The organism is Mesorhizobium sp. KR9-304, from assembly GCF_040049215.1.
GTDB lineage: Bacteria > Pseudomonadota > Alphaproteobacteria > Rhizobiales > Rhizobiaceae > Mesorhizobium_K.
This window is the reverse complement of sequence record NZ_JBDZDN010000005.1, coordinates 73,022-94,028: the sequence shown is the minus strand read 5'-3', so window position 1 is coordinate 94,028 and position 21,007 is coordinate 73,022. Positions and strand designations below refer to the sequence as shown.

Sequence of the window (21,007 nt, the reverse complement as noted above, 5' to 3'; positions counted from 1 at the left end):
GAACATTGCTGTCCAGTCGGTTCGCTGTCCAACTCACCTAGTCCAGCGTTGAATGAGGCCGATTCCCTCCCTACTGCCGCTTCTCCCTGAACTTGGTGTGGCAGTTCGTGCAGTCTTGCAGCATCAGGTGGAACAGATGTTCGGCTGGCATCTTCGAAGGATCGTCCTCGGCCACGCCGCCAGCCCGCTTTCCGAGAAGGCTGCTGCCCATCGTCATTCCAGGCTTCATCCGCATGGCTTCCGAAATGCCTCCGGGTGCGTCGTCGGCCGCCTCTGACAGCGCCGCCGCCAGGCTTTCGAGATGGCGAGAAAGCGCGGCGAATTCTTCGCGCGACTGACCGATATCCGCCTTAGCGGCCGAGGGTTCGCCAAGCGAGTGCGCTGGAAATGCGACGACCATGGCGCTTCCGGACCGGCGGCGAATGGTTTCGGCCGCCTCCTTGAAGACCGCGGCGTCATAGGCCAACTTGCCGTCAAAAATCCCGGAAATCGTCTTGGCGGCGTTCGCCATCGCCTTCATCGACGCCTGGCGCTCGGCCACTACAGGCGCGACGGCTGTCTCCGGGAGCGCCGTCCCGGCCGCGAGTCCGGCGATGACAAGAACTGCTGCGATGACGGGGACGCGCCTCACTGAACCGTGCCGCTTCCCGCAAGGCCGTCGATGATCGGGCAATCAGGTCGGTCATCGCCGTTGCAATGGTCGGCCAGATGCCGAAGCATGTCCCGCAGTCCGGCGAGTTCCGCAAGTTTCCGGTCGATTTCGGCGAGCTTGGCTTTCGCTATAGCCTTCACATCCGCGCTCTCGCGCTCCTTGTCGCCGTAGAGCGAGAGGAGCTGCCGGCATTCCTCGACCGAGAAGCCGAGGCTGCGCGAGCGCTGCAGGAACCGCAGCCGGTGGACGTCGGCCGTCGAATAATCCCGGTAGCCGTTTTCCGAGCGGTCGGGGGTCAACAGCCCGATGTCCTCGTAATAGCGAATGGTCTTGGGTGGCAGGCCCGATCTTTCCGCAGCGGTTCCAATGTTCATCTCAAACCTCAAAGTTTCAAAGAACGAAGTCGTAGCGCGTTGCCGATCACGGAAACTGACGAAAGGCTCATCGCTGCTGCCGCAATCATCGGCGACAGCAGCGTGCCGAAGACCGGGTAGAGGATACCCGCCGCCACTGGCACGCCGAGCACGTTGTAGACGAAGGCGAAGAACAGGTTCTGCTTGATGTTGCGGATCGTCGCCTGCGACAGCCGCCGCGCTCGGACGATGCCGTTGAGGTCGCCCTTGACCAGCGTGATGCCGGCGCTCTCCACCGCCACGTCGGCGCCGGTGCCCATGGCGATGCCGACATCGGCCGCCGCCAAGGCAGGCGCGTCGTTGACGCCGTCGCCGGCCATCGCGACGCCTGCGCCCTTCGCATGCAGTTCGTCGATCAGCGCCTTCTTGCTCTCCGGCAGCATGTCGGCGCGCACCTCGTCGATACCGAGCTTCGCCGCGACCGCTTTCGCGGTGCGCTCATTGTCGCCCGTCGCCATGATGATCCTGAGCCCGCTTTCATGCAGCGCGCGGATCGCTTCGACCGTCGTCGCCTTGATCGGATCGGCGACGGCGACCAAGCCGGCGAGCTTGCCATCGACAACGACGAACATCACCGTCTTGCCATCGGATCGCAGCGCATCGGCATGCTCGTTCGCCGCCTCCAGGCCGATGCCCAGATCGTCCATAAGCAGCGCGTTGCCGAGCGCGACAGCGCGACCCTTGACGGTCCCTTGGACTCCCTTGCCGGTGACGGCCTCGAAGTCGCCGGCGTCACCGATTTCTGCGCCGCGCTCCCGCGCGCCATCGACGATCGCCTCGGCCAGCGGATGCTCCGAACCCTTTTCCAGGCTGGCGGCAAGTCCGAGCAGTTCGGCTTCGGCAAAGTCGTCTAGCCCGACGACATCCGTCAGCTCCGGCTTGCCCTCGGTGAGCGTGCCGGTCTTGTCGACGATCAGCGTATCGACCTTGGAGAAGCGTTCCAGCGCTTCCGCCTCCTTGATCAGCACGCCGGCCTGCGCGCCGCGCCCCGTGGCGGTCATGATCGACATCGGCGTCGCCAGGCCAAGCGCGCAGGGACAAGCGATGATCAGCACCGAGACAGCTGAAACGATGGCGAAGACCATGCTCGGCTGCGGCCCATAAATGGCCCAGACGATGAAGGCGATGATCGCCACGAGAACGACAGTGGGCACGAAGTAGAAGGAGACACGGTCGGCAAGCCCCTGGATGGGCGCGCGCGAGCGCTGCGCCTTGGCGACCATTTCGACGATGCGCGACAGCATCGTATCGGCGCCGACCTTCTCGGCGCGGATGACGAGCGTTCCGTTCTTGTTGAGCGTGCCGCCGGTGACTGGGTCGCCAGCGGTCTTCTCGACCGGAACAGGTTCGCCGCTCAGCATCGATTCGTCGACCGAGGAGCGGCCTTCGAGCACGGTGCCGTCGACCGGCACACTGTCGCCGGGCCGCACGCGCAGCCGCTCGCCGACCTGCACCTCGTCGAGCGGCACGTCCGTCTCAGAACCGTCCGCCGCAATCCGCCGCGCCGTCTTCGGCGCCAGGTCGAGCAGCGCGCGGATGGCGGAGCCGGTGCGCTCCCTTGCCTTCAGTTCAAGCACCTGGCCGAGGAAGACGAGCGCGACGATGACCGCGGCCGCCTCGAAATAGACCGGCACGGCGCCGCCATGGCCGCGGAACTGGTGTGGAAAGAGATTCGGGAACAACGTCGCAACCACACTGTAAAGATAGGCCGTGCCGACGCCGATCGAAATCAGCGTCCACATGTTCGGACTGCGGTTGACGATCGAGTCCCAGCCGCGGTGGAAGAACGGCACCGCGGCCCAGAGCACCACCGGAGTCGCCAGTGCGAACTCGATCCAGGCCGCGGGCCATTCGCCCAGCCAGTCGCGAAAAGGCAGACCGAGCATCGGTCCCATGGTGATCAAAAGCAGAGGGATTGACAGGATCGCGCTTACCCAGAAACGGCGGGTGAAATCGATCAGCTCCGGATTGGGCCCCTCATCGCCTGTCGGCACGCCCATCGGCTCCAGCGCCATGCCACAGATCGGGCAGGAGCCGGGCTTGTCGCGGATGATTTCGGGATGCATCGGGCAGGTATATTGCGTGCCCTTCGGCATCGGTTCAGGCTCCGGCCGGCCGCTCAGATATTTGCCGGGGTCGGCCTCGAACTTACCCTTGCAGCCGGCCGAGCAGAAATAAAAACCCTTGCCTTCGTGGCGCGCGAAATGCTTCGCCGTGGCGCGCTCGACGGTCATGCCGCAAACCGGATCGGTCGCCTTGAGAAAGGCCTCCGGCTCCTTCATGAATTTCGTCCGGCAGCCTTCCGAACAGAAATGATAGCTGTCGCCGCCGAAGGTCGCCGAAGGCTTTCCCGCGACCGGATCGACCGTCATGCCGCAGACCGGATCACGGATGACGACGATCGAGGTAGCGGCCGACGCGTGCGAGGAACAGCACGAGCCATGTGATACGTCGGTGCGGGCAGCGTCATCGTGATGGTCGGTCATGGGGCACTCCTAAACGGGCAACTCCCCTTCCACATAGGGTTTCCAGTTACTGGAAGGTCAAGTGATATTCTGCAAAATGATCTCTACCTTCTGCCGCGATATGGCCGGCACGTCCCCGAGGGTTGCTGCGGGATGCTGCAAGCTTTGCGCACACTGAGGTCGAGATAGATGCCCTTTTCGCTCGACGGCTGGGCCTGGATCACTCTGCCGACAACCAGAAAATTGGACGATTGGTGTGCGGTCAATCGCAGGCGCCAGGCGGCGGCCTGGCCTTACAACCTAGCAGTCGTTAGCGAGAATAGCTGTTCGTGATCGGCTGATCGAAAGTATCTGTTCAGCTATGGCCCGTTCTTCGTCGGTCGGGATCACGAGCACGTCGACCGCCGAATCTGGGAAACCAATGCGCGCCAGATTCTGCTTGTTGCTTTCCGGATCGATTTTTACGCCGAGCCAGCCAGCGGACGCGCAGATTTGCTCGCGTATTGCTGGGGAGTTCTCGCCGATTCCAGCCGTGAAAACCAATGTATCCAGGCCTCCTATGGCGGCTGCAAGAGAGCCGATTTCACGCCCGGCGCGATAGACGAAGAGATCGACGGCTTCGGCAGCAGAGGAACTTTCCGTTTCCAGCAATGTCGCCATGTCTCCCGAAATTCCAGATATGCCGAGCAGCCCTGACCGGTCGTAAAGAAGCGCCGATAGCTCCTCAATTGGCATTTTCAGGTTCTGAAGCAAGTAAATGACGATGCCAGGGTCGAGCGATCCGCATCGCGTGCTCATCACCAGCCCGTCAAGGGTGGAGAACCCCATCGTCGTGGCAACGCTCTTGCCGCCGAGCATCGCGCAGAGGCTTGCGCCGCTGCCGAGATGCGCCACGATGACCCGGCCTCCCGCCTCCGGCCCATACAGCTTACCAAGCTCGGAAGAGATGTAGGCGTAGGATAGCCCATGAAAGCCATAGGACTGGACCCCGGAATTGGTGAGTGCGCGCGGTAAGCCGTAGGATTTGGCGATCTTCGGACGCGCCGCGTGGAACGCGGTGTCGAAGCAGCCGACCTGGACGGCTTCGGGGAACAGATTCCTTGCAAGGTCGACGACTTGCAGATTCTCCGGTTGATGGTGCGGGGCCAGCGGGATCAACTCGCGCAGCCTTTCGACAACCGGCTCGTCAAGCACCATGGGAGAGATGAAGTCCCGCCCGCCGTGAACAATCCTGTGTCCGACCGCCGCCACGGGATGACCGGAGCCGCATTCGCCGATTTCGGCCGCGACGACCTCGACTGCGGCTCCGATCTCCAGCGATTCCCTGCCGAGACTCTTTTCCTCCACTGCGTTCCCGGTAGACAGTTTCAGGCGTGGATTGGCGCGAAGGGACGACACGCTGCCTTTGAGGACGAGCGGAAGACTCTCGCGCCGTTCGTACACGGCGAACTTCAGGCTGGACGAGCCCGCGTTCAGTACCAGGACCGCGGCAGTCATCCCGGGACCTCACCAGACCCTCTCAAGGCGCAGTCCACTTCCAGTCCCGCACTTCGGGCATGTCCTGCCCGTGTGCCCTGATGTAGTCGTGATGTTCGAGCAGCTTTGCCTGCATCATCTGCTTCAGGCCGGCGCCGTTCGCGTGCGCTGCCGGCGTCCGGTCGATGATGCTCTGCACCAAATGGTAACGGTCCAGACCGTTCATCACCGTCATGTCGAAGGGCGTGGTTGTCGTGCCTTCCTCATGGAAGCCACGGACGTGAAAGTTGGCGTGGTTCGTTCGTCGGTAGGTAAGCCGGTGAATGGTCCAAGGGTAGCCGTGATAGGCGAAAATGACGGGTTTGTTCGCTGTGAACAGCTCATCGAACTCGCGGTCCGCCAAGCCGTGCGGATGGACCTCCTGTGGCTGCAAGGTCATCAGGTCGACGACGTTGACGACCCGCACGGTCAGTTCGGGCAAATGCTCCCTCAGGATGCCTACCGCAGCCATCGTTTCCACGGTCGGAATGTCTCCGGCACACGCCATCACGACATCGGGTTCGCCTGACCCCGAGGCCCAGTCCCAGATGCCGATCCCGGCCTCGCAATGCACTCTCGCCTGGTCCAGTGACAGCCACTGCCAGGCGGGAGCCTTTCCGGCGACAATGATGTTGATGCGGTCCCAGGTCCGCAGCACATGGTCCGTGACACTCAGCAGTGTGTTGGCGTCCGGAGGAAAATAGACGCGGACGATATCCGCCTTCTTGTTCAGGGCAACGTCGACGAATCCTGGGTCCTGATGGCTGAAGCCATTGTGGTCCTGCTGCCAGACATGGCTGGTCAGCAGATAGTTCAGTGACGATACCGGACGCCTCCACGGGATGTCGCGGCTCGCATCAAGCCATTTCGCATGCTGGTTGAACATGGAATCCACGATGTGGATGAAAGCTTCGTAGCAGGAAAACAGGCCATGCCTTCCGGTGAGAAGGTAGCCCTCCAGCCAGCCCTGGCAGGTGTGCTCTGACAGTATTTCGAGCACGCGTCCATCCCGCCCAAGGTGGACATCCTCCGGTAGGATCTTCTCCATCCAGGCGCGCTCGGTGACTTCGAAAACGTCCTGGAGGCGGTTCGAAGCGGTCTCGTCAGGACCGACGATACGGAAATTGCGCGCCACCTCGTTCGCCTGCATCACAGCCCGCAAGAAGCCGCCCATCACCCGTGTAGCCTCCGCCTTTTCCGCTCCGGGTTTGCTGACCTCTACAGCGTGCGGGCCGAGCTCCGGCATGGACAGCGTCTTTCGCAAAACGCCGCCGTTGGCATGGGGATTGGCGCTCATGCGTCGCGTTCCGGTTGGCGTCGTTGCGCCGATTGCCGCGACGGGGCTGCCGTCATTCTGGAAGAGCTCGTCAGGCCGATAGCTTCGGAGCCATTCCTCCAGCAGTCGCAGATGGTCCGGGTTGTCGGCGAGGCCGGAAAGGGGCACCTGGTGCGAGCGCCAGAAGCCTTCCGTCTTCAGCCCGTCGACCTCCTTCGGCCCGGTCCACCCCTTTGGACTCCGCAGCACGATCATCGGCCAATTCGGACGTCCCGCCAGAGGTTTTCCGCTGCGCGCGGCGTCCTGGATAGCGCGAATCTTCTGGATGGCTTCGTCGAGAGCCGAGGCCATTCGTTCGTGCATCTCCGCCGGCTCGTCGCCTTCGACAAATAGCGGCTCGTGACCATAGCCGACCAGAAGCGAGCGCAGTTCGTCCGTCGGGATACGGGCCAAAATGGTTGGGTTGGCGATCTTGTATCCGTTTAGATGAAGGATCGGAAGCACGGCGCCGTCGTTCGCCGGACTCAGGAACTTGTTCGAGTGCCAGGCCGCCGCAAGAGGCCCGGTCTCCGCTTCGCCGTCGCCGACAACGCAGGCAACGATCAGTTCCGGATTATCGAAGGCAGCCCCATAGGCATGCGACAGCGCGTAGCCGAGTTCGCCACCCTCGTTGATCGATCCTGGGACGTCAGGCGCGGCGTGGCTCGGAATGCCACCAGGGAACGAAAACTGGCGGAAGAGTTTCTGTAACCCCACCTCGTCCAGAGAGATGTCAGGATTGAGCTCGCTATACGTACCCTCAAGATAGGTGTTGGCGACCATTGCAGGGCCGCCGTGACCCGGACCGCATATGTAAATCATGTCCGCATCGCGGAGGCGGATCACCCGGTTGAGATGGGCATAGATGAAATTCAGGCCCGGCGAAGTTCCCCAATGTCCGAGTAGGCGTGGCTTGACGTGCTCGAGCCGCAACGGCTCTCGCAGCAGTGGATTGTCGAGCAGGTATATTTGCCCCACTGTGAGGTAGTTCGCTGCCCGCCAGTACGCGTCAATTCCCGTGAGCTCTTGCCGAGAAAGGGTCGCGGGGGTGCCCGTTACTAATTGGTTCGTCATCCTGGTCGTCCTCGTCAGTGTGTGCCGGGCGTATTTGACTTTTCAATCCTAGCGATTGCGTGACGAAAATGCCGTGCGGCGTCGCCGGCCATCTGGTTGGTGCACCATTTCGCGTAGAAGCCGCTTAGAAGCCAGCCGAGCCATCGTGTCCGAAAACGCTGCGGCAGATCGTAGCAGATGAAGACCGTCTGCACCGACGAACCGGATTGGGGCACGATTCTGAACCCCATCCGGTAACGTCCGATGACCCAAAGCGTCGGTTCGACGACCGTGATCCACGCCTTCTGCCGCGGTGGGTCGCGTTCAGTCACTATCTCCTCCACGGACAGCGGAATGCCGAGGAAGCTCCCGGTGAAACCAAACTTGGAGCCAACGGAACGCGCGCCACCCTCGTCAAGGTGGATGTCCATCCTGGAGCCCATCATCATCCAGGATTTCTGCTCCATGTGCGCGGAGAGATTCCGGTGGTCGTCGAGGAAAGCGAATACAGCATCGGGAGATGCGTCCACGCCGACCCGCGACTCGGCGTAAAACGGAAACTCCGGCATCGGGAATGCTCCTTGCGCGGGCCGGCACCTTTCACATCATACCCATGGGTTCCATGAGCTTGTCCGCGGTCGCCTTCTGCGTCTCATCGAGGGCGGCATAGAACGGCTCGACGGCGGCTCTCAGACGACGGACGGCTTCAAGGTGGGCAGATAGTGACCGCTCCCGTCCTTCGAGCGCCGATGGCAGCGTCTGTGATGCAGCCCCCTGCTGCATCATGTGTTCCGATGCGCGCGCGCTTTCCCTCAATGCTTCAGCGACCGCCTCCCAGAGCGGCTCCTGCCCGTCCGTCACCTTCAGCTCCATGCGCAGGAAGGCGATCCGGCCTTCGACGTGCTCCGGCGACATCATCTGCCCCATCGGGCCGTCCGTCATCCCGTCCGTCGACATCATGCCTCGCATCATCGTGGCATGGCTGCCCATCATCTCCTTCATCATCTTCATCATGTCCCCGCCCATCGTCATACCACCAGCGTCTCCGCCGTGGCCGCCTGGCATCGCGTCAGGTGCGGCCTCCTTCGGGGCCGTCTCCACGGCGGGTGCTTCTTCCGTTCCGGACGGCGGGTGATGCGCGTCCTCGGCAAAGGACATTGCTGGATTCAGCAGCATGCCGGCTGCAGCCAGCACCTTGAGCAGGGATGTCATGGTTGTCTTCCTTCTTGGCTAGTGTGGAGATGTTTCAAAGCAAGCAAGCATTCTGGTCACGATCTCTCCTTCGGCGGAGCGTCTCCGAATAGTTCAGCGCTGGCTTTGGCCAGCAAACTAGCGATCGAAATCGTATTCGAGGGGTGGGGAATCGAGTCCGTGCTCACAACTCGAGCAGCCCCGGCCGCGAGCAGTTGTGCGTAGGCGTCCTCTGCGAACACGGGACGGATGACGATACAAACGGCCCGAGACAGGCCGAGCCGTTTCAAGTGACCGAGGGTTTCGATCGAAGTAGGATCGCAGCCGATCTCAACCGATTTGGTCCTTCCCCCGGGATGTACGCAGGTTCGTTCTATGGTCCACCATAACCGGGACTTGAGCGGCCCAGCTTGTCCCAGATCAAATCGGTACCGAATCCCGGCGAAAACGGCAGCAGCTGAATGCGCCATCAGGAGCGGCATGACATTGCCTTTCACTCTAACGTATCCCGCTCGGCCACGGTCACGCCGTCCTTGACCCTGTCGCTTGGGTGCAGCACGACGCGATCTTCTGCGGCGAGACCGGACTGCACCTCGGCCATTCGGCCGTTGCGCTGTCCGATCTTGATGGCAGAGGCGCGTGCGGCGCCGTCTCTCACCGCGAAGACAGCCCAGTCCTCGCCCTTTCGAAAGAGAGCCGCGACCGGCACCATCAGCACGTCCTGCGCGCTCCAGATCGTGACATGCACGATCACACGGTAATCGTGACCGAGCTGCGGCCATGCTTCGGGAGCATCGACGAAATCGATGATCGTGCGGACCCGTTGTTCCTCGATACCGAGGGCGGAGACCTTGACGAACCCCGCCGGATCTACCCGTGTCACCCGGCCACGGATGGGTGATCCGCCCCAGCCATCGATCCGAACTGGTGCGCCGGGCTTGATCCGGACAGCATCGGTCGACAGGAGGTCGGCGACGATCTCGAGGTCGCGTGGGTCGCCGATCTCGATCAACGGGGCGCCTGCTTGCACCACCGCTTCGCTCTCCTGAATGATCTTCAGGACGCTTCCGGTCACTGGGGCGCGTATCTGGATGCAGCAGGCCGGGTCCGATTGCGGGAGGGCGCCCGACGGCTCGCTGAGTCGGGCCGCAACGCCTGCGCGTTCGTTGCGCCGGACCTCGACCTGCGCCTTGGCGCTCGCCAAGGCGGCCTCATTGGTTTCGACGTCGAATCTCGCTTTGGACAGGACTTTGGCCGAGATCGCCTCGGTCCGCGCAAGCGCTTCCGCCCTTTGCAGTTCCGTCCGCGAAAATCTGAGCGCCGCCTCGATCCGGCGCGTTTCGGCTTCGGCGAGTGTCATTGCCGCTTCTGTTGCCGCCAGCGCCGCCTGCAGCTCTTCATGCGTGCGGGCATCATGGAAGCTCGGTACGGTCGGTTGCATCACGGCCATCGTTTCGTCGACGGTAACCTGGTCCCCGACATGGCGTGGAGGAGAGATTCGGAGGACCTTTCCGGCAATCGGCGCGGACACAACATACACGTGGCGTACGCGTGTCTTGGCCTCGTCGTCGATCGTGACCTCCATAGGTCCTTTCGTCGCTGTTGCGAGGTCCACCGCGATCGGCCGTGGCCAGGCGAACCAGACCGCGCCGGCGGCCAACACCCCCAAGGCCACAGCCCCCACGGTTCGCTTCATCGAAATCGTACGCATGGTTCAATCTCGCGTCTTGAGAACGGTGACAAGGTCCAGTTTGTTGATGCGCCGGCGTACGACGAGTGCGGAAAGCACGGCTGCGGCAATCACGATCGCGCTGGCGAAGACATAGGTGGGCTGCTCAACGACAAGGCGCACCCGCATCAATTCGCCGGCCAGGTTGGTTTGCATGATCCAGGCAAGGCCGTAGCCCATGACCCAACCCGGTGGCTGCGCGAGCAACGTCAGCAGCGCCAGTTCGAGAAGCAGGATGCGCAACACTTCGCCCCGGGTGAAGCCGAGGACACGCAGGCTGGCCAACTCGCGGGCGCGTTCCGAAAGCGAAATTCGCGCGCTGTTGTAGACAACGCCGAAGGCGATGACGGCCGCAAGGCCCGTGTAGATGCCCGCCATAGTCGTGATAAGCAAGGCTATCGCCCCGCGGAAATTCGCCAGCGAGACCCGCTGCAAAGCCAAACCGCTGACGACCGGCATGCCTTTGACGGCGGCGTAGAACATGTCGCGTGCGCTTCCGTCGAGGCTCACATTGACGCTGTTCACCGTCGGTGCTTCGCGCATGAGGCGGGCGAGCGCATCGGCATCCATCATGCCCCGGATGCCGAAATAGTCCTCGATTAGTGCTGTCACAGGAAGAGAGACGGTCCGCCGCGTCCCTTCGAGCAGATCAATCTCGACCGACTGGCCGAGTTCGACCCCAAGGACCTGAGCGAGCATGCTGGAAAGCGCCAAACCCGTGTCCGGCAGCACGACGGGTCGCAGGTCAGCGCCGATAATGCGATTGAGATCAGCGTCGCGCGGCCTGCCGCTGATCACGATCCGACGCTCGACGGTTCCGCTCCGTATGCGGACCGGGACCTCCCGCGAGGGCTCAGCTGCGAGAACACCCGGAAGCCGCGCGATCTGCATGACAACATCCTGCGGGCGTTTTTCCACGAAGCTGACGGTAGCGTCCTGCCGATCGGCTAGGAAGAATGTCACATCGATGAGTTCCTCCATCGTGTCGCGGGTGAAAAGCGAAACAACGAGGATCGCCGTCGCGAGCGCCATTCCGAGCATCGTGAATGAAGACCTGACCGGATGGCGCGTGATGTTGCGCAACATCATCATGGTCGGTTGCGAGACGAACTTGTCGAACGTGAAATCGGCGGGCAGCAGCCGCCGAAAGCGCGGCGGCGCAGGCGGCTGCATCGCGACGGCCGGCGCCAGCCTCACGACATCACGAAGGGCGCGGAGAGCGCCTATCGCCGCGGCAATGAGGCTCAACGCCGCGGCGACCACGTAGAGATCCGGGCTTCTGGTGAACACGAGAAACGGAAAATGGAAAAAGTCTCCGAATAGATTGGTAATCCGTATCCCCAGCCACGTGCCCGTTGCGGCGCCGATCACTATGCCGGTGGCTGCGATGACCATGACGAACTTGAGGTAATGCGTGACGATGCTGGCGTTGCGGTATCCCAACGCTTTCATGAGCCCGATCTGCTCGCGCTCCAGGGCTACGAGTCGAGTGAGAGTGAGATTGACCAGGAATGCCGACACCAGAAGGAAAATCGGCGGCAGCGTCCGGCTCATATTGCTGAGCATGTCGAGTTCGTGGTCGAGCCACGCGTGGGAGGTCTGGTCCTTCCGTCCGTAAGCTGCACGTCCACCGTAGCGGTCGAGTATCGCGTCGAGGCGCATGATAACGTCGCGTTCGGAAGCGCCCCGCAACAGCTTCACCGCCACGGATGAAAACGCGTCATCGAGATCGTAGACGCTGGCAAGCGCCCTCTCCGACATCCAGATGATACCGAAGCGGCGGTCGTCCGGCATGATGTCGCCCGGCCCCACGGCGTAAATAAACTCGGGAGACAAGGCGATGCCGACAACCACCAGTTCGCGCTTGCGGCCGTTCAATATTGCCGAGAAGCGGGATCCCGGCGCGAAGCCATGGGCTTTGGCAAAGCCCTCGTTGACAACGGCCTCGTCGGCCCGTCCCGGTTCCGGCGCGCGACCTTCTCGCATATAGAGCTGGTTGAGCGCGGGCTCACCGATCTCTGGCAGCGAAAGGACTTGTCCGGTGGCGGGTTCGGAATAGTTCGGTATGTCGAGTAGGGCGAGCTTGACGATGCGCGCGTCGACGCCGGCAACGCCTGGAATTTCCGCGATCTGGTCGACAAGGGTTCTCGGCGCACGCCGCGCCGTGGCAAAGACGTCCGCAAACCTGTAGCGTTCGTAGTAGGCGGCACGCGTTTCGTCGAGGGACCGGTAGGAGCCGACAGCCAGAATGAGGGTTGCCACTCCGCCGGCAATGACGAGAGCGATCGCAAGCGCCTGGGCCCACAGCCGTACAAGATCCCGAAAGAGCTTGATATCCAGGGTGCGCATCAGATCACCAGACAAGCTCGGCGGCAGTTCGGCGCGCCTCGTTCTTGTGAATTCTGGAGATTTGACCGTCGGCGAAGAACAAGACGCGGTCGGCGACATCCTGGATGCTGGCGTTGTGCGTTATGATGAGCACCGTGGTGCCGAGCTGTGCATTGATGCCCAGCAGCGCCTCGATCACCCGAATCCCTGTCTTCGAATCGAGGGCGCCTGTCGGCTCGTCGCAGAGCAGCACCTCAGGCCGTTTTGCGATCGCCCGGGCAATAGCCACGCGTTGCTGTTCGCCGCCCGAGAGCTGTGCCGGGAAGTGGTGCATGCGCGCCTCGAGCCCGACGAGCGTGAGGGCTTCGTCGGGACGCATCGGGTGATCGGAGATCTCGGTCACCAGTGCAACGTTTTCATAAGCTGTCAGGCTTGGAATCAGATTGTAGAACTGGAACACGAAGCCGACGTGCTGGCGGCGATAGGCTGTAAGGCCTCGATCATCGAGGTTGGTCAGCTCAAGGTCCCTGAAGTACAATTGGCCGGTTGTGGCGTGGTCAAGTCCGCCCATGATGTTGAGGAGGGTCGACTTCCCGCTGCCCGACGGGCCGAGCAGAACGACCAATTCACCAGCAAAGATTTCCAGGTCCACCGCGCGCAGGGCAAGCACCTGCGTTTCTCCGGAGACATAGGTTTTGGTCAGTGCTTTCGCTGTGAAAACGGTATCGGACATGGTCGCTATCCGTTCTCGCGCAGTGCGACGTCGATCCATTTGGGGACATGCAGGTCTGCGAGCATTGTGGTCACCATCTTTCCTTCGGCGAAGCGTCTTCGAACATTTCTATGCTGGCCTGGGCCAAAAGTCCGGCTAGGGAAATCGCGTTTGATGGATGGGGAATCGAGTCCGTGCTCACGACCCGGGCAGGCCCGGCCGCGAGTAGTTGTGCGTAGGCGTCCTCCGCGAATACGGGATGGATGACGACGCATATGGCCGGAGGAAGCCCCAACCGCCTCAGGTGACCGAGGGTTTCGATCGCAGTCCGCCCGGACGAGGCGATGTCGTCAATAATGACGGGGGCTCGAGCGCGAGCCGCATCGATCGAAGGAAGGCTCACCTCGACGTCACGGTCGCCCCGGCGGATCTTCGTCAGCACCTGATAGGGAACGCCGGCACGGTTGGCGATGTCGGATACCCATTGGCCGCTTTCGCTGTCTGGGCCAATCAGGACCGCGTTGGCGACGTTGTCACGGATCCAGTCGGCGATCAGCGGCGCCGTGGCCACCCGACGGACCGGGATGTGGTACAGCTTAGAAAGCTCGGGATTTCTGTGCAGATGGGGATCCGCTGTCAGCAGCCAGTCGAAACTCTCTTCGAGAAATCGTGCGAACAAGGGCGCGCTAACAGCCTCTCCGGGATTAAACCGTTTATCCTGGCGCATGTAAGCTAGATACGGCGCGATAAGTCCGACCGAGCGAGCGCCGAACTCGCGCGCTGTTGCGGCGGCAAACCGCAGCGGGAGGGCGAGTTCATCGGGATTGCGCAGACTGGCGACAAGCGCGACATCAAAGCCGTCCAGGCCGTCTTCGATTGTGATGAGGGACTCACCGTCCGGAAAATGGCGCCAATCCAGCCGTCCGACTCGCGCGCCCAGCAAAGGGGCTATTGCGTCGGCCATCGTAAGCTGCAGCGGGAAAGGAAGGAGCACGCGGGTCATTGTATGACCCCGATCTCGAATATGTCCGGATGAGCCGAAGCATAATCGAATGCGTATTCAAGCTCTCCTGGCGATTGGGCATGGATGTGAAACAGCGGCTCACCGGCCTGGATGCTGTCGCCAATCCGAAAGCGGGATTCGATTCCAGCGGTGGCGCTGCCCGGAGCGCCGGCGAGCTTGGCAACCTTTGCAAGCCGCCGGTTGTCGATCGCCTGGATCTGGCCGGTTCGGTTGGCGAGAACCGGACTGGTGTGCGGGGCCGCGCTCGGCTCGGTAAAGCGGCCCTGTGCCTCGCAGATCGCGAGAAATTTGCGATAGGCGGCGCCGCTGTCGAGCAGCGTTTGCGCAATGGTCCGCCCTTTGTCGGGCACGGCTCCGGGCGCGGCGTCAAGCAATGCCCCGGCAAGATCGAGCGCTCGGCTGCGGAGATCGCGAGGCGCTTCTGCGTTATTGCGCAGCACGCTCAACACGTCTCGCGCTTCAAGAGCCGGACCGATGCCGTAGCCAACAGGTTGGAGGCCATCGGTGCGCAGCACCGAGAGGTTAAGTCCGAGCGCCTGTGCCGTCGCAAGGAGTCTTGCCTCAAGAGAAGCTGCCGCTGCGACGGAACGCACCTTGGCGGTCGGTCCGACGGGAATGTCGATCAGCACATGGGTCGAGCCCGCAGCGGCTTTCTTCGAAAGGACGCTAGCCACGAGTTGTCCGTCACTGTCGAAGTCGAGTGGACGCTCGATGCGGATCAAAATGTCGTCGGCTGGGCTCAGCCTGACATTTCCACCCCAGACGATGCAGCCCCCTTCGCGCTCGACCACGTTTCGCATGGCATCGAGATCGAGCGCTACAGGCGCCATCACCTCCATCGCGTCGGCGGTGCCGGCAGGAGATGTGATGGCACGTGAGGACGTCTTTGGGATCCGGTGGCCGGCGGCGGCAACGATCGCAACGACGATGGGCGTGGTGCGATTTCCGGGAAGGCCGCCGACACAATGCTTGTCCAGCACCGCGCCGCTGCCCCAGTCGATCCGCTCTCCGACCGCGAGCATCGCTTTGGTGAGCGCGATCGTTTCCTGTTCGTCGAGCCGTTCGCCGGCACATGCCGTGACGAATGCCGTCAGTTCGATGTCTGACAAACGGTTGTTGACGGTGTCGCGCATGATGGCGAGGAAATCCGTCTCGCTGAGCCGCTGGCCGAAGACCTTCGCCCGCAAAGCCGGCGCCGACGCGGGCGGTTCGGGGTGACTAAAGAGGGCCCATGCTTCGGGGCTTGGCTGGAGCAATGCCCAGGCGGCTTCGGACAAGGCGGCGACGTCGAGGTCGAGGCGGTCGTCGACAACAACGTTGAGCGTGGCGACCAGCTCGCGATCGCCGCTGCGCACCAAAACCCGGGTGAGCGCCGTAAAGCCTTCGGAACGGCAGACGCGACAGTCGCGATGCATGTAAACGACGGGTTGCTGATAGGTGTCGATGCCGGCTCGGACAAGACGCAACCGGCTATGGGCGTCACTCATGCAGGCTGCTCCAGATCGATCCGCTCGAGGTGTTCCGGGACACGCGCCTGCCATTTGAGTTCGCGAATGACGCGGCCACGCAGCGTATCGGCGGAATCCGGTTCGCCATGCGTGAGGTAGGTCATTCTGGGCACGCGGCGGGCACTCCGCATCCAGTCGAGAATTTCGTCGGCGTCCGCGTGACCGGAAAAGCTCTCGAGTTGAACGACTTCCGCGCGGATCGGCACGTCTTGTCCGAATATCCGCAGATGGTCGGCGCCGGCCGCCAGAGCCGCACCTCGCGTGCCTCCGGCCTGGAAGCCGGAGAGCAGGATCGCATTGCGTGCATCCGATCCGAAGGCCTGAAGATGGTGTAGCACGCGTCCGCCCGTGAGCATGCCGCTCGCCGACACGATGATCATCGGCCCCCGCCTGAGGTTCAGGGCCTTCGATTCCTCGACCGATCGCACCAGCGTCGCGATCGAGTACATCGCGCGGCATTCCTCGAGACTGACGTGGTGCTCGTCATGAAAGCGGTGGTAGATATCCGTGGCGTCGATCGCCATCGGGCTGTTGAGGAAAACGGGCACGGTCGGGATGTCGCCGCGCTGTTCGAGGCGCGCGATTTGCAGCAGGATGCCTTGTGCGCGGCCTACCGCGAAAGCCGGTATTACGATCACGCCGCCTCGGCCGGCGACGCGCCGGATCACCGGCGCAAGCTCCGCTTCCGCGTCAATACGTGGGTGTCTGCGGTTGCCGTAAGTGGACTCGCAAACCAGTATGTCGGCTTCAACCAGCGGAAGGGGTGGCCGCATCAGCGGGTCTTGCGGACGTCCGAGGTCACCGCTGAAATGCACGTTTGTTCCGGCAATGTCGACGCTGATCTGTGAGGCGCCAAGAAGATGCCCCGCGTGAAGGAAGCGGGCGCGAATGCCGCGCCCGACTTCGAATTCCTTGTCGAAGTCCTGGGTCGCGATGTGTTCGAGTGAGGCCTTGGCATCTTCCAGAGTGTATAGTGGCTGAGGGTCTGCATGCTTGGAATAGCCCCGTTTCTTGGCAAATCGTGCTTCCTCTTCCTGAAGGTGGCCGCTGTCCGGAAGCAAAAGCGAGCACAGTTCTGCGGTGGCAGGAGTGCATATCACCTTGCCGCGAAAGCCATTGCGCACGAGCGCGGGAATGTAGCCGGAATGATCGAGGTGCGCGTGGGTGAGAAGCACCGTGTCGATCGTTTCAGGCGGCACCGGAAATGCCGCGCGATTGCGATCACGCAGCTGCTTGTAGCCCTGAAACAGACCGCAGTCGATGAGGACGCGGTGTCCATCCGTTTCGAGGAGGTACCGCGATCCGGTTACAGTTCCGGCGGCGCCGAGAAATTGAAGCGAAGTTGGGGAATTCATAGGCTCTCCGAACAGTTGGCAAAATGATCATTCCGGGATCTTCCCGGCAGGAACGGCACGTGGATCAGCCGTCATAGGGGCCATCAGCGGCAGCTTCAGGCTTGCCGTTGCAGCGAGTGCCATCACCACGGCTGCGGCAAGGAAGCCGGCGCCTTGCAGGCCGTTGAAGCCGAACAGCAGACCAGCGCCCGCGGAGCCCACCGACAGCCCAAGGCTCACTGCTGCCGCCTGAATGCCGAGTTCGACGCCCTGACTTCGCGCGGTGATCCGCGACACCCAGAAGGCGAGCAGCGGACTGATCACCCCGGCCGAGGCCGCGACGACGGACACCGCGAACAGCATCTCGCTGAATGCGGTGATCGATGGAATTACCGCCAAACCGATCGCCATCACCAGGAAGGCGGGTGCTACCAGCACTTTCGTTGTCGCCGGCTTGACGAGTGGCGAAAAAACCAGGCCCTGCACCGCAAACATCACCACGCTGCAGGTCGCGAACGTAAAGCCCAGTTCGGCGGGACTCATTGCGAGTTCATCGTTGCGTAGCGTGAGCCCGACCTCGAATGCGCCAAGTCCCGCCGCGGCCACCGAGGCAAGGGCGAGCAGCCGTAGCTCCCCTGGCACGAACGTCGATGTCTCGCGGTTCCTCGTGTCGACAGGCTGGCCGGACACCCAGCCTCCAGGCAGGATCAACCTCACGCCGCCGGCCGCGGCCAAGGCGAGGCCCGACGCAAGAAGAAAAGGGGCGGCCTGCAAGAGGGGCACCGCCTTACCCGAGTCAAAAGCCCATCCGGCTGCGAGGCCGCCGAGCATGGGACCGAGCAGGAAGCCTGCAATCGATGCCATGCTGACCCACCCAAAGGTTCTGGCGCGCCGATCATCGTCACCTTCCGTGTCGGCAATGAACGCAAGGGCTGTGGGAACTACGGCGGCGGCGAAGCCGCCGTTCAGGATTCGTCCGACATAAAGAAGCAGCAGGTTCGGCGCGAGCGCCGAAGCCGCCAAGGTGACGGCGAAGCCGATCAGACCAACGACAAGGACGGGTCGACGCCCGATCAAATCCGACACCCGTCCCCAGAGGAATGCGACAGCCAGAGGTGCGGCGACATAGGCAGCAGTCAGAAAGCCAATGTGCCGTGCAGCGAATGTCGGATCTGTGGAGCCTGCAAGCCGTTCGACCATTGTCGGCAGGACCGGCAGGACGATCCCATAGCCGAGCGCGACGATGAAGGACGAAGCCAGAAGTGCGCCCAGGATCCACGATGACGTGGGCAGGGTAGGTTTTGCAGTCGCGCTCATGCTGGTGCGCCGGTTGGTTGGTCGTGAGCGGCGGCTTCGGTCGTTGACGCGGTTGCTGGATGAATGCCCTCGAGTTTGGTCCGCTTGAGCAAAAGCGCATTGGCTGCAACCAGGGCGGAACTGCCCGACATCGCTAGCGCGGCGATCTCGGGGCTCAGAAGGAAGGGATAGAACACGCCCGCAGCGAGCGGGAAGGCGATGACATTGTAGCCGACCGCCCACCAAAGGTTCTGGTGCATCTTGCGAAGGGTGGCCCGTGACAAGGTCATCGCGCCGACCACGTCATAGGGATCGCTCTTCATCAGCACGATATCGGCGCTTTCGATCGCCACGTCGGTGCCTGCACCGATCGCGAAGCCGACATCAGCCTGCGTCAAGGCTGGGGCATCGTTGACACCGTCGCCGACCATGCCGACCTTGAGGCCCTGTCCCTGCAACTCCTTGATCTTTTCAGCCTTCTGCCCCGGCAGGACGTCTGCAAGAACGATGTCGATGCCGAGAATGCCGGCGATACGCTTGGCGGTGCCGGCATTGTCGCCGGTGAGCATGGCGACGCGTACGCCCTGCTCGTGGAGCTTCTTGATGGTCGCGATGGCGGTCGGACGCGGCGCATCGGCGATGGCGATCAGTCCAAGAAGTTTTCCCGATCGCGCCACGTGAATGACGGTGCGGCCTTCGCCCTTGAGCGCTTCCGCCTTGTCGCCGAGCGCCAGCAGGTCGATCTTCTGCTCATCCATCAGGCGCCGGTTGCCGAGGAAAACCTGATCTCCACCGATGGCGGCGCTAGCGCCCTTGCCCTCGATATTGAGGAAGCCGGAGACCTTTGAAAGTTCCAGGTCCTTGGCCCGCTCGACGATGGCGACGGCCAGCGGATGATCCGACCCCTGATCGACCGCAGCCGCGATTTGCAAAACCTCGTCAGACGAAACACCGGGCGCGGGGATGATTTCGACGACCTTGGGCTGGCCCATGGTCAGCGTCCCGGTCTTGTCAAAGACGATCACATTCAGTTTTGTCGCATCTTCGAGAGCGGACGCATTCTTGAACAAGATACCGTTGGATGCTCCGAGACCGGTACCGACCATCACCGCCATCGGGGTGGCGAGGCCCAAAGCATCGGGACAGGCGATAACGAAAACCGTGATGGTTAGGGTCATAGCGAAGAGCAGCGGCTGGCCGATCCACCAGAACCAGACGGCAAAAGTCGCAAGGCCGATGACGATCGCAGCCAGCACCAGCCACTGCGAGGCGCGGTCGGCAAGCAACTGGGCCGGCGCCTTGGAATTCTGTGCTTCCTGGACCAGTTTGACGATCTGGGCCAAGGCCGTGTCGGCGCCCACCTTTGTAGAGCGGTAGCGCAGCGTGCCGCTCTTGTTGATCGTGGCGCCGATCACGGCATCGCCGACCTTTTTTGTGACGGGCATGGATTCGCCGGTGAGCATCGATTCGTCGATGGTCGACTCGCCCTCGATCACTTGGCCGTCGACAGGAAGCTTGTTGCCGGGCCGCAGAACGACGATGTCGCCGAGAACGACATCGGCGGTCGCAACCTCGACCTCCTTGCCGTCGCGGAAAACGTTGGCCTTGGGCGGCGCGAGATTGAGCAGCGCCCTGATCGCGGCGGAAGCGCCGGCCCGCGCGCGCATCTCCAGCCAATGCCCGAGCAGGATGAAAACGAGCAGCACGCTCGCGGCTTCATAGAATTGCTGTCCTTCGAAGAAGAACGTCGCACCGATGCTGAATAGGTAGCCGGTGCCAACGCTCAACACCACCAGCACTGCCATGTTGAGGACGCCGTTCCGCAGGGCGCGCCAGGCGGCGACGACGAACGGCCAGACCGGATAGAGGATCGCGGCACTGGCGAGGAAAAACATGGCAAGGTCTTCGCTGAGCCCGAAGGGTGGGCGCAACAAGGGTTCACCCAGACCCATCGGCTCCATGGCGAAAATCGGCAGCGTGAAGACCAGGCTGACAAGGAAGCGATTGCGCATGTCGCTCACCATATCCTGCATGTCCATGCCGGCGCCGTGTCCCATCTCGTGAGCCATTGCATCGTGCGGCACCTTGGCTGCGGCCGTTCCCTCCCGCTTGCCTGGCGCCGCGGCGGCCACGGCGGCGTGCTCCGCGTGTCCGTGCATGTGTTCCGAGGGCGCGCGCGGATGCCCGGGCGGAACCGTAGTGCTGCCGGGCACGCAGAGGTGCCGTGGCACGGTCTCGCCCCTGCAGTGAAAGCCGCAGGCTTCGATCTCGCTGGCAATGGTCTCAGGGTCCGTCAGCGCCTCGTCGAATGCGATGGTGGCGCTTGTCGAGCCGGCGTTCATGGCAACGCTGGCAACACCAGGCAAAGCGGCGAGACGCTTCTCGACGGCCGCGAAATCCAGCATGCCGAAAAGGTCACGTACTTCCAGCGTCACCTTTTTCATGGTCAGTCTCCTATGCTTTGCTGCTGCA

Annotated in this window: 15 protein-coding genes; all 15 read right to left on the bottom strand. The window is 62.6% G+C overall.

Going from position 1 to position 21,007, the window contains the following annotated elements; genetic code table 11:
- Window positions 1–70: 70 nt before the first annotated feature.
- A complete protein-coding gene (locus tag ABLE71_RS22280) occupies window positions 71–631 on the bottom strand; it encodes a cytochrome c (protein WP_348785682.1) in 561 nt (186 codons plus the stop codon).
- Entirely contained in the window at window positions 628–1,026 is a 399-nt protein-coding gene (gene cueR, locus ABLE71_RS22275; RefSeq protein WP_348785681.1) for a Cu(I)-responsive transcriptional regulator, read from the bottom strand. Before cueR ends, ABLE71_RS22280 begins: the two co-directional genes overlap by 4 nt.
- Before the next feature lie 8 nt (window positions 1,027–1,034).
- Window positions 1,035–3,551 carry a heavy metal translocating P-type ATPase gene (locus tag ABLE71_RS22270; RefSeq protein WP_348785680.1) on the bottom strand — a complete coding sequence of 839 codons (2,517 nt, stop codon included), beginning with the start codon at window positions 3,549–3,551 and terminating at the stop codon, window positions 1,035–1,037.
- A 279-nt stretch (window positions 3,552–3,830) separates the two neighbouring features.
- The gene (locus ABLE71_RS22265; RefSeq protein WP_348785679.1) at window positions 3,831–5,027 is read right to left on the bottom strand and encodes an acetate/propionate family kinase; all 1,197 of its coding nucleotides are present in this window, start codon (window positions 5,025–5,027) and stop codon (window positions 3,831–3,833) included.
- Between the two features lie 22 nt (window positions 5,028–5,049).
- Complete coding sequence (locus tag ABLE71_RS22260) at window positions 5,050–7,434, bottom strand: phosphoketolase family protein (protein ID WP_348785678.1); 2,385 nt, start codon at window positions 7,432–7,434, stop codon at window positions 5,050–5,052.
- A gap of 14 nt (window positions 7,435–7,448) precedes the next feature.
- The gene (locus ABLE71_RS22255) at window positions 7,449–7,982 is read right to left on the bottom strand and encodes an SRPBCC family protein (protein ID WP_348785677.1); all 534 of its coding nucleotides are present in this window, start codon (window positions 7,980–7,982) and stop codon (window positions 7,449–7,451) included.
- A 31-nt stretch (window positions 7,983–8,013) separates the two neighbouring features.
- Complete coding sequence (locus tag ABLE71_RS22250; RefSeq protein ID WP_348785676.1) at window positions 8,014–8,625, bottom strand: Spy/CpxP family protein refolding chaperone; 612 nt, start codon at window positions 8,623–8,625, stop codon at window positions 8,014–8,016.
- 472 nt (window positions 8,626–9,097) lie between these two features.
- Window positions 9,098–10,315, bottom strand: coding sequence for an HlyD family efflux transporter periplasmic adaptor subunit (locus ABLE71_RS22245; RefSeq protein WP_348785675.1), 1,218 nt, complete (start codon window positions 10,313–10,315; stop codon window positions 9,098–9,100).
- A gap of 3 nt (window positions 10,316–10,318) precedes the next feature.
- Window positions 10,319–12,682, bottom strand: a complete 2,364-nt coding sequence (locus ABLE71_RS22240) for an FtsX-like permease family protein (protein WP_348785846.1) — start codon at window positions 12,680–12,682, stop codon at window positions 10,319–10,321.
- 4 nt (window positions 12,683–12,686) lie between these two features.
- A complete protein-coding gene (locus tag ABLE71_RS22235) occupies window positions 12,687–13,394 on the bottom strand; it encodes an ABC transporter ATP-binding protein (protein WP_348785674.1) in 708 nt (235 codons plus the stop codon).
- A gap of 70 nt (window positions 13,395–13,464) precedes the next feature.
- Entirely contained in the window at window positions 13,465–14,376 is a 912-nt protein-coding gene (locus ABLE71_RS22230) for a ribose-phosphate diphosphokinase (RefSeq protein WP_348785673.1), read from the bottom strand.
- The gene (locus ABLE71_RS22225; RefSeq protein WP_348785672.1) at window positions 14,373–15,884 is read right to left on the bottom strand and encodes a thymidine phosphorylase family protein; all 1,512 of its coding nucleotides are present in this window, start codon (window positions 15,882–15,884) and stop codon (window positions 14,373–14,375) included. Before ABLE71_RS22225 ends, ABLE71_RS22230 begins: the two co-directional genes overlap by 4 nt.
- Window positions 15,881–17,260 (bottom strand): MBL fold metallo-hydrolase, encoded by a 1,380-nt coding sequence (locus tag ABLE71_RS22220; RefSeq protein ID WP_348785671.1) that lies wholly within the window; start codon window positions 17,258–17,260, stop codon window positions 15,881–15,883. Before ABLE71_RS22220 ends, ABLE71_RS22225 begins: the two co-directional genes overlap by 4 nt.
- Before the next feature lie 27 nt (window positions 17,261–17,287).
- Window positions 17,288–18,556, bottom strand: coding sequence for an MFS transporter (locus ABLE71_RS22215; RefSeq protein ID WP_348785670.1), 1,269 nt, complete (start codon window positions 18,554–18,556; stop codon window positions 17,288–17,290).
- Complete coding sequence (locus ABLE71_RS22210) at window positions 18,553–20,979, bottom strand: heavy metal translocating P-type ATPase (protein ID WP_348785669.1); 2,427 nt, start codon at window positions 20,977–20,979, stop codon at window positions 18,553–18,555. Before ABLE71_RS22210 ends, ABLE71_RS22215 begins: the two co-directional genes overlap by 4 nt.
- Between the last annotated feature and the right edge of the window lie 28 nt (window positions 20,980–21,007).